Origin of the sequence: Plesiocystis pacifica SIR-1 (genome assembly GCF_000170895.1) — a bacterium.
Taxonomy (GTDB): Bacteria; Myxococcota_A; Polyangia; order Nannocystales; family Nannocystaceae; genus Plesiocystis; species Plesiocystis pacifica.
Map to the genome: position 1 here is coordinate 38212 of NZ_ABCS01000072.1, position 14666 is coordinate 52877.

A 14666-nucleotide genomic window follows, 5' to 3' on the forward strand; every position below is an offset into this window, starting at 1 on the left:
TACTGGGTCGTGAGGTGCGCGGGCGGAGTCGCAAGGCGCCGCTCACAGGCTGCGCGGGCCCGCGCCGAGACGCGAGGGGTGGACGAGGCCCCTCACGCCACTGCGCGCTCGGTGTGTGGGTCAGTGGATGGGAACGCGTCGGACCTGCGCCTCGCTGCGCTTGGGCAGGTGCACGCGCAGCTCACCGCGCTCGAGCTTGGCCTCGATGGCCTCCGCGTCGACGGAGTCGGCGAGCTCGAAGCGTCGCTCGTAGCGGTGGTTCCCCGCGGTCGCGGACAGGGCGAGCTCGCCCTCGTCGACGAGGAGCTCGAGGCCCTCGTGGGTGACGCCGGGCAGATCGGCGACGAGCAGGAACTCGCTGCCGTTCTCGAACACGTCGACGAGGGGACGGACGGTGGGCAGGGCGGTCTGGGGCTCGGGCTTGGACATGGCTGAAACTCCTGAAAGACGGTGGAAGCTTGGATGGATGGGTGGACGAGTGGCTAGGGCGGGCTCAGGCGGCCTCGATGGCGATCTGCCGCGGGCTGGACTCGCCGCGCTTGGGCGCCTCGATGGTCAGCACGCCGGCTTCGAAGCTGGCCTTGACCGCCTCGGTGTCGACGCGCTTGGGCAGCTGCAGGCGGCGCTTGAAGGCGTAGCCCGAGCGCTCGCGGCGGAGGGCCTCGTAGCCCTCGGGGACCGCGAGCTCGCGCTTGGCGGCGATCTCGATCCAGTCCTCGCCGACCTGCAGCTCGAGCTGCTCGGCGTCGATGCCCGGGAGCGCGGCGGTCAGGACGTAGGCCTGCTCTTCGTCGCGAACGCGGAGGGACACGCCGCGGCTCGCGACGCGGGGTCCGGTCTTGCTCGCCGGGCGCGGCAACATGGCGTCAAAGAGCAGGTCCATCCCGGCGAAGGGGCCAGAGAAGGGGCTGAAGGGGCTGACGGCGTTGAAGCGGTACATGGTGCTCTCGTTTCTCGTTGGGCTGTGTCGAGTTGGGGGCAAGGCTCTCCCGCGCTCGAACCGAGCGGCTGCGTCGAGCGGGCCAGGTCGAGGGGGTGTCGCGTCGTGCGACGGGGGGCGGCGAGGGGTCCCGAGGGCGTCGGCGTCGGGTCGTGTCTCGCTCGCCGCCCCAAACTGTGCACGGCATCTCGGGGGTCAACCCCTGCCCGGTCGACAAAATTGACGGCACCCCGGAGGGGCCTCACGAACCCGCCGAGGTGGCTAGTAGAGGCACCTTTAGGGGCCTAACCGGTGCAAACCTCGGCCCGCAAATCCGTCGTCGCGGTCGCGCCAGGCCAGACCACGGCGCCCTCGACGGTGACCCCGGCCTCGACCACCGCGCCCGCGCCGATCTGACTAAAGGCGCCAATTTTTGCGCCCGCCCCCACGCGGGCGTTGGGGCCGACGAACGCGGTCTCGTCGATCTCCGCGCCCGCGCCGATCGTCGCGCTGGGGTCCACCCCGCGCACGGGCAGCTCGGCCCACGGCAGCTCGACCTCGCCGCGGAGAACCTTTTGAATCCCCGCGAGGTAGCGCTCGACGGTGGAGTGCTCCCACCAATAGCCCGCGTGCTCGTGGACGCCCACGCCCGCGCCCTGGCCCGCCTCGTGCTCAAAGAAGAGCTGCTTGTAGGCGGTCCGCACGATGCACTGCTCGCCCTGTGCGGGCACGCGATCCAAAAAGCGCGGCTGCATGACGTGCACGCCGGTGAACATCATCGGCGCGCCGGGCTGGGCGTTGGCGCGGGTATGGCCCAGGAAGGTCGCCAAGCTGCCGTCGGCGTCCGCGGCCAGGCTCCCGCCCCAGACGCCCTCCCCGTCATTGCGCAACACCATGGTCGCCTCGCGCCCGCTCGCGCGGTGGGTCTCGAGCACCGCCCCGAGGTCGATGTCGGTCAGGATCTTGCCGTTGACGACGACGATCGGCCGGTCCTCCCCGTCGTCGAGCAGGCTCCGGGCCTTGCGCAGGCCGCCGCCGGTCCCGAGGATCAGCCCCTCCTCGTGGGAGTAGGCCAGCTCGACCCCGAGCGCCGAGCCGTCGCCGAGCTCGGCGGGGATCTGCTCGCCGAGGTGGTGGAGGTTGATGACGATCTCCCGGACCCCGTGGTGGCGCAGCCACAGCACGGCCCAGCGCACCAGCGGCGCCCCGCAGATCGGGAGCATGGGCTTGGGCCGAACCTTGGTCAGCGCCCCGAGGCGAGTGCCAAAGCCGGCAGCCAGGATCATCGCGCGCGGGGGCTTGGACGAGGGCATGGCGGGACTCTACACAGGGAGCCCCCGAGGTCCGAGAAAGTGGGCCTCAGGGCACCGACGAGGACAGCGAGGACAGCGTGCAGCCGCCCGCGACGGAGAATTCGTTCGCCCACGCCGCGCTGGCCACCAACGCAAAGCAGGCCGCGACCGTGCCACGGCTGCGCGCTCCCCGAGTTGAGTTTTGCGAAGGCCAGCGCGGGCGCGATTCATGAATAGCGAGTGCGTCGATTCGTTCGATCGCTTCGTGAACGAGCTCATCGTTGCTAGCAGTCGCCCACCCCGGCCGCGCCGGGACCCATGATCCACGAAAGCGTCGTCTACGGACTCAGCTGGCGTTGAACCCGTGGGCGGCTGCCTTTCTCGGTAGGGCTTGAGGTCGCGGTGGACGATGCCGCGCTGGTGCGCCGCCGAGACGATGGCGACTCGCCGACATCGACGCCCAACCCGGGCTGCTCGAGGTCGACGCGGCCCTCGAGCGCCTCGACCAGGTCGACGCCAACGCCTCGGAGGTGTTCGTGATCCGGGCCTTTGGCGGCCTGACCCTCGACGAGACCGCCGAGGCCATGGAGCTCTCGCGGCGCACCGTCGCCCGCAAGTGGCGCTACGCCCGAGCCTTCATCGCCCGCGAGCTCAACCTCGAGCAGGGCTCCCCGGCCGTCCCCAAGTCGTGGGTTCGCCCCTCAATACTCCCAGACCAGGCTCTCGAGCATGGCCATGGTCAGCAGCAAGGTCGCGACCATCAGCCCGATCGTCAGCAAGCCGCGGCCCAGGACCTGACGGCGGGCGTGGCTGATCGCCAGGGCCTGCTCCTCGCGGAGCTCCTCGGGCAGCTCCGTCGCCGAGACCACGCGCAGGTGACCCAGCTCCTTGCCGCTCTCTCGGGCCTCGGCCAGCAGCGCGGCCGTGGTCTGGGCCTCGAGCCGGGTCTGGTTGCGCCAGACCATCACGACCATGGTCAGGATGAACGACAAGCCGCCGCCGAGCAGGAACCAGCGGATGCCGACGGTCCAGCGCCGCTTGAAGGCGGCGAGCTGCTCCTCCTCGCGGGGGCGGGTGGTCAGGGCCTGGGGCGGGCCATGGACCACCGCCTCGAGGGAGCCGATCAAAAAGGCCCGGGCCTGGTCGAGCTCCCCGGCGTCGAGGCTGGGGCGCTGCTTCTCGACGTGGCTCAGGTAGGTCTTCTCCCGGCCGATCTCGAAGGCCTTGTCGACGCGCGGGAGGTCGAGCTGCTCGCGCTGGCGCTCGATGAGCGGGACCAGGGCGTCGCGCGGCTCACCGTCGAAGACCTGGACGCGGGCGATGGCCGAGGAGGTCTCGGGGCGCAGGACGCTCTGGTAGGCCTCGAACTGCACGAAGCCCTGGCCTTCCTTCGCCTCGCCCGCTTCCACCACCGCGCCCCCGAAGTGCTCGGGCAGCTGCCAGTCGCGCTCTTGGGGCACGCGCAGCGGCGGCGTGAGGGTGTCGAGCCACGAGCCGCTGGGGCCGTGGACGTCGACGAACACGGGCCGGCGGGCGCTGAGGGCCTCGACGTCGACGCGCACGGTGTCGCCGGGCTTGGCGAGGTCGGTGGACGCGTGGATGCGCACGGTGCCCGCGTGGCTGACGAAGCGAAGCCGGCGCTTGGGGCCGTCGAAGGCCGGCTTCGCCTCCTCGGGCTTCGCCTCCTCGGGCTTTGCCTCCTCGCCCTCGGTCTCGCCTTCACCTTCGCCCTCGACGGGCGCTGGCTTGGGCGCGACGTCGGCCGGCAGCCGGACCTCGAAGCGGACCACGTCCGAGTGCAGCTCGCCGACGAAGCTGGCCAGACCCAGGGAGTCCAGCGGCCCCTCGTAGAGCACCGGCGACTCGTCGAGGGTCCCGACCTTGGTCCCGAACTCCCCGGAGATCAGCACGACCTGCACCCGCGCCTCGACGTGCTTGGGCGCCCACGGCTTGCCGGCCACGTCGGTCACGCGCACGAACACGCGGTTGTGGAAGCCGGCGAGCAGGCGGCCCTCGGGGCGCAGATCGACGCGCAGGCCCTCGGGCTGCTCGTCGCTGTCGTCGGCCCACTGCAGCATGTGCCGGGCGACGACCTGCTCGCCGCGCGCGGCCCCGCGCTGCTCGAGCACGGAGATGGCCAACCGCTCTTCGAAGGCCGGGTAGCGGACCTTTTGCCCGGCCTTGTCCTTGCCCACGCCGCCCTCGAAGCTCAGCAGCAGCTCGCCCTCGCCGAGGGCCACGCCTTCGGGCACGACGAAGCTGAGCTGGGACAGGCCGTCCTCCACGGGCGCGAGCGGGCCCAGCTCGTGGGCACCTCCGGCGGCGTCGGTGAAGGTCGCGGCCACGCCGACCTCGAGGGGGACGGCGCGCACGTCCGCGCCGAGGACCTGGGCGCGCAGGCCGAGGGGCTCGCCGCGCTCCCAGGTCGACTCGACCTGGACGTTGACCGAGTGGGTGATCTGCCGGCTCGAGCTCCACAGGCTCGCCCCGATCGCCAGGGCCAGCCCGACGGGTCCGAGGATCATCAGGGCGCGGTGCATGCCCGGAGCGCGATCCCCGGTGAACACGTGCTCGCCCGAGACCCCCGCGGCGTCGGCCCAGTCCGCCTTCGCGTCGTCCTTTGCACTCACTGCAGAGGTGTCCTCCCCCACACTGTCAGGTGCAGCTTTCGAGTCTTCCGGGCCTTCACCCGGCCCGTCGCCGGTGTCGTCGTGCTCGCTCATGCGCGCCCTCCCGTTGGGCGTTGCGCTCCGAACGAGCCAGGACGATGGATGAGTTGGGCTTTGAAGGCTTGCACCACGGCGCTCTCGAGTCGACAGGCTCGGCGCTTCGAGGTTCCGCCCGCGCGCGCTCACGCGGCTCGCGTGGCAGCCGCAGCCCCATTGTCGTACCCTCCGCGTCCAAATGAAAGTCAGCGTCATCGGCACGGGATACGTGGGCCTCGTCGCAGCCGCCGCCTTCGCGGATCACGGCAACGACGTCGTCTGCGCGGACATCGACGAAGCCAAGATCGCGGGGCTGAAGGACGGGATCATCCCGATCTACGAGCCCGGCCTCGAGCCCCTGGTCAAGCGCAACGTCGAGGCGGGCCGGCTGCACTTCACGACCAGCAACGCCGACGCGGCCAAGCACGCCGAGGTCGTCTTCCTGGCCGTGGGCACCCCCACGGGCGGCACCGACGGCGCGCCCAAGCTCGACTACCTGTTCCAGGCCGCCCGCGACATCGCCCCGCACATCGACGGCTTCACCGTGGTCGTCAACAAGAGCACCGTGCCCGTGGGCACGGCCGAGCGGGTCACGCGGATCATCGCCGACCTCGCCCCCGACGCGGACTACACCGTCGCCTCCAACCCCGAGTTCCTCAAGGAGGGCGTGGCGGTCCAGGACTTCATGCACCCCGACCGGGTCATCGTCGGCAGCGATGACGAGCGCGCCCGCGACATCCTCCAGCGCCTCTACCAGCCCTTCTTCCGCACCAACGAGCGCCTGTTCTTCATGAGCCCGCGCTCGGCCGAGCTGACCAAGTACGCCGCCAACGCCTACCTCGCCGCGCGCATCTCGTTCATCAACGACGTCGCCAACCTGTGCGACGCCGTCGGGGCCGACGTCGAGGAGGTCCGCCGGGGCATGGGCTCCGACGCGCGCATCGGCAACAAGTTCCTCTACCCCGGCGTGGGCTACGGCGGCTCGTGCTTCCCCAAGGACACCCGCGCGCTGATCCGCACCGCCCGCGAGCACGGCATGTCGATGTCGATCGTCGCCTCGGCCGACCGCATCAACGAGGCCCAAAAGCTCGTGCTGGTCCGCAAGGTCCGCAACCACTTCGGGGGCGACATCGCCGGCAAGACCATCGCCGTGTGGGGCCTGGCCTTCAAGCCCAACACCGACGACATCCGCGAGGCCCCGGCCCTGAGCATCGTCCGCTCCCTGGCCAGCGACGGCGCCAAGCTGCGGCTCACCGACCCCGAGGCCGGCCCGAACTTCATGAACGCCCTCGGCGACAGCGTCGAGAACTTCGGCATCGAGTTCTGCAAGGACCCCTACGACGCGGCCAAGGGCGCCGACGCCCTGGTCCTGACCACCGAGTGGCGGCAGTTCCGGAGCCCGGACTTTGGGCGCCTCGGGGAGATCATGGCCGGCAAGGCGCTGTTTGACGGGCGCAACCAGTGGAGCCGCGAGCACCTCGAGGGCCTCGGCTTCAGCTACTCCGGCATCGGCCGCTAATCGCCACCGCGCGACGACTCGAACAGGGTCGAAAGGGGGATGCACCGCTGCGGTGCGTCCCTCTTCGCGTTTGTCTCAGGTCCAGAGTGCCAAGTGCTCGCAGACACGGCCTCCGCTGATCGAAACCAGGCGCGGGCGCCACTGCATCTACATGAAACTTTGCTCGGTCACCCTGAAGCTCGGACTCGCCGGCAGCCTCGCGTTCTCCGCCCTCGCCTGCGCCCCCGTCACCCAAGAGGGCGGAGAGGAGGACATCGGCGAGACGACGCCCGCGACCGACGACGAAGCCGACGAGAGCTCCGAGGTCACGAGCGACGACGGGCCCGCGACCACGACCGACGAGAGCGAGACCGAGACCGAGACTGAGAGCGAGAGCGAGAGCAGCGAAGGCGAGACCTGGTCAGACGAAGTCACCGACGCCGCCGACGACGAAGCCCCGCCCGTGGGCTGCACCGACAACATCCCGGACTTCTTCGCCAGGGTCATCGACGGGAACACGATCCGGCTGAGCTCCCTGCCCTACGAATGCGACGAGTCCGTGTCACCCGATCCCAACGATCTGTGCGACTACGACGACTACGACGCCCTCTTGACCATCCCCAACCTCGAGCCCGGGACCTACTCCCTCGCCGACGGCGTGGCGACGCTGGTCATCGTCGAGGAGTGGGACCACGACCAGGGCCCGGACGGGTGCTTTTGCGTCGACGAGGTGATCGAGCAGACCCCGGTGCTCGCGGGCACGGTGACCGTCGAGCCCAACGACGGGCTGGACGACGAATTCGGCGTCAACTTCGATGACCTCGACCACCCGCTGTTCGGCGGGCAGTGGGGCTTCCTGGTGTCCAGCGCGAACTGTGGCTGAAGCTCAGCGCCGCTTGGGCTTGCGACCCGTGCGCAGGCCCGTGTGGGTCGCGTCGCTCGGCCGGTCCTGCTTGGGCGCGCTGCCGGTGCGGTAGGAGCCGCTCGACTCCTTCGAGCCGTCGCCTCGCTCGCCGCTGGGCTGGCGCTTGGGTCGGCCGGCCCGGCGCAGGCTGTTGCGCTTGGCCGAGCGCCCGGGCTTGGAGCGCTCGTCGTCGAGCCAGGGCGAGGAGGGCTCGCGCTCCTTGGCCGCGGGCGCGTCATCGGCGGGTCGGCGGTCTCGCTTGCGGGCGCTGCTGCGATCGTCGCGGCGAGGCTCCCGGGGTCGCGCTCGGGCGACCGTCGCCTCGCGGCTGTCTTCCCAGGCCGGGCGCGAGGAGCCGGACCCCTCGCCGTCGCGTCCGCCGTCGAAGGGACGGGTCCGCTCCTCGTCGCGCCCCCGAGACACGACGACGTCCTCGTCCGCCCAACCATCGCTAGCCCCCGGCGCGGGGCGGCGGCTCGCGGGTCGACGGTCCTCTCGGGAGTCGTAGCGCCGGCCCTGGCGGCTGTCGTAGCGCTCGGTGGTCCAGCCCTCTTCCTCGTCGGAGGCGGGACCCAGGTCGTAGCTGCCGGCCGGCCGGAGCTCGCCCTCGGGTCGGCGCGAGCGGCCGTAGTCCCGGGGGTTCGGGCGCTCGCGCCAGTCCAGGTCGACGTCGAGGCGGTCGCGCTCCCGGGTCGAGCGACCCCGATCGCGGCGGGGCCGATCGAAGGTGTCCGGGTCGATGGCCAGGTCGTCGTCGATGGGCTGGGCCAGGGGATCCCGACGCAGGTCGCCAAGCGGCTCCCGCTCTCGCTCGGTCCCGCGGATGTCCCGATCCCGGCGACGGCCGGCCTCGCTGCGCTCGCGCACGCGCTCGGACCAGCGCTCTTCGGAGCGCGGCGCAGGCTTGGTGGTGGCCGCGGCCAGCAGCGGCTCCGACACCTCGCGCTCGACGGCCTCCGTGGGGGCCTCCTCGGCGACGTCGACCGGGGCCGGGCCCACGAGGCCGGCGAGCTCGTCGAGCCAGGGCGCGGCGCTCAGCGGCGAGTCGCGGGTCGCGGTCGCGACGTCGACGATCTCGCTGGCCAGGCCGATGCCGGGCGGCCGCCAGCCGGCGACCATGCGGTCGGCCATGCGCTCTTGGACCTGGCGGAGGATCGCGAAGTACTCCTTGCGCGTCCGTTTTTGGTTGAGCACGAAGAACTCCCCGCCGTCGATGCCCACGCAGGCCAGGCAGTGCACGCAGTTGGTGCAGCCCACGCACAGGGTCAGGTAGCGGGAGTGCTTGCAGTCCCGACAATCCTCGCAGTAGCTGACCCGCTCACAGGTGACGCAGCGCTTGGACTGGGTACAGCTCGTGCACTCGATCGACTCTTCGCAGTAGGTGCAGTCCTCGCAAGAGTCACAGCCCACGCAAAAGCGGCAGTTGTTGCAGGCCCGGCAGTCTTCACAGTTGAAGTTGCCCTCACCGGGGTCGTCGTCGTCAGCCTCCCGATCGTCGATCAGGGTCTCGAGGGCGCGTAGGAACTCGTCGAGGTTCACGGGGCGATTCGCGGCCAGTCGGCTGCGCGTGAGCCAGGGTACGCGCCCAGGACTCGCAGATCTATCGAAACTCGCCGTCGACGCCGATCACACGCGGTGGCATGGCCCCCAGGTGGAGCGATCGATTGGACGAAGTGGGGATCGGGCGACTACACTCCGCCGCACCCGATGAGGGACCTGTACACACGCACCCCCCGCGCTCCCGCCCCCTCGGCCGGTGCTGCGCACATGTCGAGTTCGCGCCTGCGAGCGACCACGAGCTTCGCGCCTGCTGCGCTGGTGAGCGCCCTGCTGGCTTTGCTCGCGGGTTGCCAGCCCGAGGTCGGCGATCCCTGCCGCCGCACCATCGACTGCGGCCTCCAGGGCACCCTGTCCTGCGACGTCTCGAACGCGCCCAACGACCCGGGCAACCAGGGCGAGTGCACCCTCGAGAACTGCAGCTTCGGCGTGTGCCCCAACGAGGCCGTGTGCATCAAGGTCTACGCCAGCGAGTTCGCCTCGGTGGTCTGCGACCCCGTCGAGGAAGACCGCAGCACCGACGACTGCCTGCCCCACGAGGTGTGCCTACCCGAGGGCCTGTGCGGCGACGAGCTCCGGGCGCAGACCAGCTGCCGGCGCGAGTGCAAGTCCGACGCGGACTGCCGGGACAACTACTCGTGCGAGAACACCGGCCGCAACGGGGTCTACGTGGCGCCCGATCCCGACGACCCGGACAACGTGGTCACGACCCGGATCTGCGTGCCCAAGCCCTGAGCGGGCGAATGCGGTGACACATCCGCGCGCGCGCGGTGTTCGAGGGCCGACGCGCCCTCATGCTCCGCCGCAGCCCGCACCCCTTCGCCCTCGCAGCCTCGGCCCTGCTCTCGCTCGCCTGTGATGCCCCTGGCCACGGCGACGATGAAGCCGCGTGCGTGGCCGGAGCCGGCGACGGATCCGCCGAGCTCGACCTGCCCCTGGCCTTCGCCGAGGGCTGGCGGCCCACGCCCGCGCACACCGATCCCCTCGTCACGCACCGCCCCGAGACCGTCGTGTGCAACCTCGACGCGTGGGGCGAGGAGTACGGGCTGTTCGAGGTCCGGACCGCGGGCTGCAACTACCTGAGCGTCGACCAGGCCCTCGCCGAGTCGGTGTCGGCTGGTGACACCCTGGCCGTCGAGCTGTGGTGGCAGGCGCTCATCGCCCACGAGCCCGCCACCGCCCACCTCGCCGTGCTCATCGACGGCGCCCTCGCGTGGGAGCTCGAGGTCGCCGTGCCCGGGCCCTCGGACGCCCGGCGCCTCGAGTTTGTCAGCCCCATCGACGCCGAGGCCGGCGCGACCGTGACCTTCCACCTGCACAACCACGGACAGAACTCGTGGACCCTCGCCAGCCTCGAGCTGGTCGAGCGCGCCGCGAGCTGCCCATGAGGCGAACCCGGAGACCCGCATGCACCACCACCCACGCACCCCATCCCTGGCCATCCCCGCCCTCGCGGCGCTCTTTGCCCTCGCCGCTGCGACTGCGTGCAAGGGCGAAGATCCCAGCGGCGACGACGAGGCCGGCGAGTCGGACACCCACGGCGATCACGGCGACCACGGAGACCACGGCGATCACGGCGACACGGGCGAAGCGCTCGTGACCTTCTGGCAGGACGTCGCGCCCATCTACTACGAGTCCTGCGTCAGCTGCCACCGCGAGGGGGGCATCGGGCCGTTCGTGCTCGACGACTACGCGACCGCCTCGACCTGGGCCGCGGCCTCGGCCCACGCCGTCGACAACCGGGTGATGCCGCCGTGGCTGGTGACCTCCGACGGCAGCTGCGGCGAGTGGGCCGACTCCCGCGCCCTCGACCAGGAGCAGATCGACACCATCTTGGCCTGGGTCGAGGACGGCACCCCCGAGGGCACGCCCCGCGACGACCTCAGCGTGCCCGAGCTCCCGGGCCTCGACGTGGTCAGCGACGAGGTCCACACCCCGGAGTTCATCCCCGAGCCCGAGGGCGGCGTCTTCTCGGAGTTCGACGAGTACCGCTGCTTCCTCATCGACCCCGAGCTCGACGCCGACACCTTCATGACCGGCTACGAGGTGTTCCCGGGCAACGAGGCCCTCGTCCACCACGCCCTGCTGATCCCCGTGAGCCCCGAGGGCGAGTCGGACATCCCCGGCATGAGCAACGCCGAGGTGATGACCGCCCTCGACGAGGAGTCGCCGGATCGCCTGGGCTGGCCCTGCTTTGGCCTGGCCGGCGAGGGCGTCGCGGCCGAGGGCGTGCCCGTGACCTGGGCCCCGGGCCAGGGCGTGGTCGAGTTCCCCGACGACTCCGGCTACCGGGTCGGCGCGGGGGACCAGTACGTCGTGCAGATGCACTACAACATGGCCAACACCGCGCTCATCGGGCAGAGCGACAGCACGGCGATCCGCCTGCGCTACGCCGACGAGGTCGCCAAGCAAGGCTACTTCGACGTGCCCGACGGCTTCCTCGACACGCTGTTCGAAGATCCCGTCGCCCTGCCCGTGGGCGAGGACGCGGTCAGCTTCACCTGGGAGGTGCCGACGGACTGGTACATCGCGCCGGGCTCGGAGCAGACGCAGCTGTGGGGCTTCTTCCCGCACATGCACGACTACGGCGTCTCGCTCACCGCGCGCATCCTCGACCCCGAGGGCCAGGAGGTCGCGTGTGTCGGGGACGTGCCGCGCTGGGACTTCGGCTGGCAGCTCTACTACTTCTACGAGCAACCGATCGCCCTGCTCCCGGGGCACCGCATCGAGGTGACCTGCACCTACGACACCACCGGCTCCCCCGAGCCCATCTATCCCGGGTGGGGAACGCACAACGAGATGTGCCTCGCGGGGCTCTACTTCGTGCCCTGAACGGCCTTCTCGAATCCACCGCGCGTGCGGGGTCGGGCGCGGGGACGCAAACTGCTACTCTCCGCGCCCAATGAGTGACACGACAGCGGCGACGGCGGAGCAATTCGCGGGCCTGAGGGTCCTCGACCTCCGCGCGGGCGGCGAGGCCGAGCGCCTCGCCGAGCTTCAGGGGCGCTGGCGGGGGCTGTGCGAGCGCTCCTTTGGCCTCGACGGAGACGCCGACGCGGCGGCCAAGGCGATCATCGCCCACGTCCGGACCGAGGGCGACGAGGCGATCATCGAGCTGACCGAGCGCTTCGAGAGCCGGCGGCTGACCGCCGCCGACTTCGAGGTGCCCATGGGCAAAGCCCGCGCCGCCCTCGAGGCCCTCGACGCGCCGACCCGCGCCGCCCTCGAGGCCGCCGCCGAGCGAGTCCGCCGCTTCCACGCCGTGCAGGCCCAGGCCCTGGTCAGCACCGGCCAGATCGCCCCGCCGGAGTCCGCGGCCGGCGACGAGCGAGCCACCGAGTACCTCGCCAGCCGCGTCGCGCCCCTGCAGCGCGTGGCCGTCTACGCCCCCGGGGGCACCGCCGCCTACCCCTCCTCGGTGCTGCACGCGGCGATCCCCGCCAAGGTCGTCGGCGTCGCCGAGGTCGTCCTCCTGACCCCGCGCCCGAGCCCCGTGGTGCTCGCGGCGGCCGCCCTGGCCGGGGTCGATCGGGTGTTCCAGATCGGCGGCGCCCAGGCCATCGCCGCCGTCGCCTTCGGGACCGCGACCTTGCCCCGCGTCGACAAGATCGTCGGCCCCGGCAACGCCTACGTGACCGCGGCCAAGCGCCTGGTGTTCGGGCGCTGCGACATCGACTCCATCGCCGGGCCCTCGGAGATCCTCGTCGTCGCCGACGCGAGCGCGGACCCGGCCCTGGTCGCCGCCGACCTCATCAGCCAGGCCGAGCACGACGTCCAGGCCTCGCCCGTGCTGCTGTGCAGCGATCCTTCGCTCCCCGCCCGGGTCGACGCCGCGCTCCACCAGCAGCTCGCCGACCTCCCCCGCCGGGCCATCGCGATCGCGGCCCTGCGGGACCAGGGCGCCGCGGTGATCGTCGACGATCGAGCCGCCCTCGCCCGGGAGGCCGACGCCTACGCCCCCGAGCACCTCGAGCTGCTCGTCGACTCCCCCGCCGAGCTCGCCGCCCAGATCCACCGCGCCGGGGCGATCTTCGTGGGCCCGTGGACCCCCGAGGCCGCCGGCGACTACACGGCCGGCCCGAGCCACGTGCTGCCCACGGCCGGCGGCGCCCGCTTCTCCTCGCCCGTGGGCTGCTGGGACTTCGTCCGCTACACCAGCGTGCTCGAGCTCGGCCCCAAAGCCCTGCGCGCCCAGGCCGACGCGATCACGACCCTCGCCCGGGCCGAGGGCCTCGAGGGCCACGCCCGCGCCGTCGAGCAGCGCCTGCGCACGGACCCGGTCAACGTCCAGGCCAAGGTCGGAGGTGCCGCGTGAGCTGGCGTCAGCACCTGCGGGCCTCCCTCGACGCCCTGAGCGTCTACGACGTGCCCCCGTCCACGGCCCCGAGCCGCATGCACGCCAACGAGTGCGCCGAGCCCTGGCCCGCCGAGGTCCGCGAGGCCCTCGCCGAGGTCGTGCGCGGCGAGCTCGAGTTCAACCGCTACCCCGACACCTCCGGCCGCACGCTCCGCCACGTCCTGGCCCAGCGCCACGGCTGCGAGCCCCGGCAGGTCGTCATCGGCAACGGCTCCGACGAGGTCATCTCCATGCTGCTCACGGCCCTGTCTCAGACGAAGCCGTCCGAGCAGCCCGGCGCCGGCGGCCACCTCGTCATCCCCACGCCGACCTTCGTGATGTACGCCCACTGCGCCGCCGTGCTCGGCGTGCCCGTGGTCGAGGTGCCCCTCGACGCCCGCTTCGAGCTCGACGAGCCGGCCATGCGCGCCGCCCTGGGGCCGCAGGAAGGTTCGGGCTCTGAACGCGGCGCCGCGATCTGCTTCCTCGCCCGCCCCAACAACCCGACCTCCTCGCTGTGGTCGCGGCAGGTCGTCCAGGACCTCATCGCCGACTTCCCCGACACCGTGTTCGTGATCGACGAGGCCTACACGGCCTACGCCCCGGGCGAGAGCTTCTGGGGCGCTTGGGAGGGCCCGCCGCCGGACAACTACGTGCACATGGCGACCCTGTCCAAGGTCGGCCTGGCCGCCCTGCGCGTGGGCTACTGCGTCGCCCACCCCGACCTCGCCCTCGCCCTCGACAAGGTCCGCCACCCCTACAACGTCTCGCAGACCAGCATCGCCCTGGCCGAGACCGTGCTGACCCGCTTCGCCGACGTGCAGGACCAGCTCGTCGCCAAGACCATCGCCAACCGCGGGCGCCTCGTGACCCTGCTCGGCTCCGTCCCCGAGGCCGAGGTCTTCCCCGCCCACGCCAACTTCGTGCTCGTCCGCCTGCCCTCGACCGCGCGCGCCCTGGCCCTTCGCGCGACCCTCGCCGAGGCCGGCGTGCTCATCAAGGACCTGACCAAGACCCCCGCGCTGGCCGGCTGCGTGCGCGTGAGCGTGGGGACGGACGGGGACCTCGACCGCCTCGAGGCCGCCCTGGGCCGCGGTTAAAACTCGCGTCGCTCGATCCCCGTCGCGGCACGCCCCTGACCCTCGGGAGCTGCCGAGATGGTCGAGGACGAGAGCCTGCGGACCACGCTGCTCGACACCACCGAAGCCGTCATCGACGACAGCTTCGGCGACGACGACGAGCTCGGCCAACGAGTCCACGTCCTCGACGACTTCAGACCGCGCAGACCGACCCAACACCCACTAACGTCCCGAGCGGCCCCCCAGTCGAAGACGAATCCCGCCCCCCAAAAAGACCGCCCCCCTCTCGAGTCGGAGCCCCGAGCCTCCGCACCACGACGGGCACAAAAGGGGCAAGGGGGTCGGATCCCCCAGCGCAAGGAGCCGCCCAAGCGCC

At 71.6% G+C, this 14666-nt stretch carries 12 protein-coding genes and 2 pseudogenes; 9 read left to right on the forward strand and 5 right to left on the reverse strand.

The window, feature by feature from the left end; genetic code table 11:
* Positions 1–120: 120 nt before the first annotated feature.
* From PPSIR1_RS28795 to PPSIR1_RS28805, 3 genes are all read right to left on the reverse strand, one after another.
* Positions 121–429: an Hsp20/alpha crystallin family protein gene (locus PPSIR1_RS28795; protein ID WP_006974729.1), complete on the reverse strand. Its 309-nt coding sequence runs from the start codon at positions 427–429 to the stop codon at positions 121–123.
* 64 nt (positions 430–493) lie between these two features.
* The gene (locus PPSIR1_RS28800) at positions 494–940 is read right to left on the reverse strand and encodes an Hsp20/alpha crystallin family protein (protein WP_006974730.1); all 447 of its coding nucleotides are present in this window, start codon (positions 938–940) and stop codon (positions 494–496) included.
* A 284-nt stretch (positions 941–1224) separates the two neighbouring features.
* A complete protein-coding gene (locus PPSIR1_RS28805; protein WP_053335445.1) occupies positions 1225–2232 on the reverse strand; it encodes a nucleotidyltransferase family protein in 1008 nt (335 codons plus the stop codon).
* Positions 2233–2621: 389 nt separating this feature from the next.
* On the opposite strand from PPSIR1_RS28805, the pseudogene PPSIR1_RS51325 reads away from it, so the two are divergent.
* Positions 2622–2855, forward strand: a pseudogene (locus PPSIR1_RS51325) (ECF-type sigma factor); the annotation flags it as partial.
* A 57-nt stretch (positions 2856–2912) separates the two neighbouring features.
* Here PPSIR1_RS51325 and PPSIR1_RS28810 read toward each other — a convergent pair.
* Positions 2913–4841, reverse strand: a complete 1929-nt coding sequence (locus PPSIR1_RS28810; protein WP_006974732.1) for a hypothetical protein — start codon at positions 4839–4841, stop codon at positions 2913–2915.
* A 274-nt stretch (positions 4842–5115) separates the two neighbouring features.
* On the opposite strand from PPSIR1_RS28810, the gene PPSIR1_RS28815 reads away from it, so the two are divergent.
* The gene (locus tag PPSIR1_RS28815; protein ID WP_006974733.1) at positions 5116–6435 is read left to right on the forward strand and encodes a UDP-glucose dehydrogenase family protein; all 1320 of its coding nucleotides are present in this window, start codon (positions 5116–5118) and stop codon (positions 6433–6435) included.
* 151 nt (positions 6436–6586) lie between these two features.
* Positions 6587–7297, forward strand: coding sequence for a hypothetical protein (locus PPSIR1_RS28820; protein ID WP_006974734.1), 711 nt, complete (start codon positions 6587–6589; stop codon positions 7295–7297).
* A gap of 3 nt (positions 7298–7300) precedes the next feature.
* Here PPSIR1_RS28820 and PPSIR1_RS28825 read toward each other — a convergent pair whose 3' ends face one another.
* Positions 7301–8857: a hypothetical protein gene (locus tag PPSIR1_RS28825; protein WP_006974735.1), complete on the reverse strand. Its 1557-nt coding sequence runs from the start codon at positions 8855–8857 to the stop codon at positions 7301–7303.
* A gap of 228 nt (positions 8858–9085) precedes the next feature.
* Here PPSIR1_RS28825 and PPSIR1_RS28830 point away from each other — a divergent pair, with 228 nt between their 5' ends.
* The 6 genes and pseudogenes from PPSIR1_RS28830 to PPSIR1_RS50340 all read left to right on the forward strand — a co-directional run.
* Positions 9086–9610, forward strand: coding sequence for a hypothetical protein (locus PPSIR1_RS28830; RefSeq protein ID WP_157596081.1), 525 nt, complete (start codon positions 9086–9088; stop codon positions 9608–9610).
* A gap of 59 nt (positions 9611–9669) precedes the next feature.
* Positions 9670–10263: a hypothetical protein gene (locus tag PPSIR1_RS28835; RefSeq protein ID WP_045116942.1), complete on the forward strand. Its 594-nt coding sequence runs from the start codon at positions 9670–9672 to the stop codon at positions 10261–10263.
* A gap of 19 nt (positions 10264–10282) precedes the next feature.
* Complete coding sequence (locus tag PPSIR1_RS28840) at positions 10283–11707, forward strand: monooxygenase (RefSeq protein WP_006974738.1); 1425 nt, start codon at positions 10283–10285, stop codon at positions 11705–11707.
* Positions 11708–11777: 70 nt separating this feature from the next.
* Positions 11778–13190 carry a histidinol dehydrogenase gene (gene hisD, locus PPSIR1_RS28845; RefSeq protein ID WP_006974739.1) on the forward strand — a complete coding sequence of 471 codons (1413 nt, stop codon included), beginning with the start codon at positions 11778–11780 and terminating at the stop codon, positions 13188–13190.
* A complete protein-coding gene (locus PPSIR1_RS28850; RefSeq protein WP_006974740.1) occupies positions 13187–14311 on the forward strand; it encodes a pyridoxal phosphate-dependent aminotransferase in 1125 nt (374 codons plus the stop codon). The genes hisD and PPSIR1_RS28850 overlap by 4 nt, the downstream gene beginning before the upstream one ends.
* Positions 14312–14368: 57 nt before the next feature.
* Positions 14369–14666: pseudogene (locus PPSIR1_RS50340) on the forward strand (hypothetical protein); the annotation flags it as partial.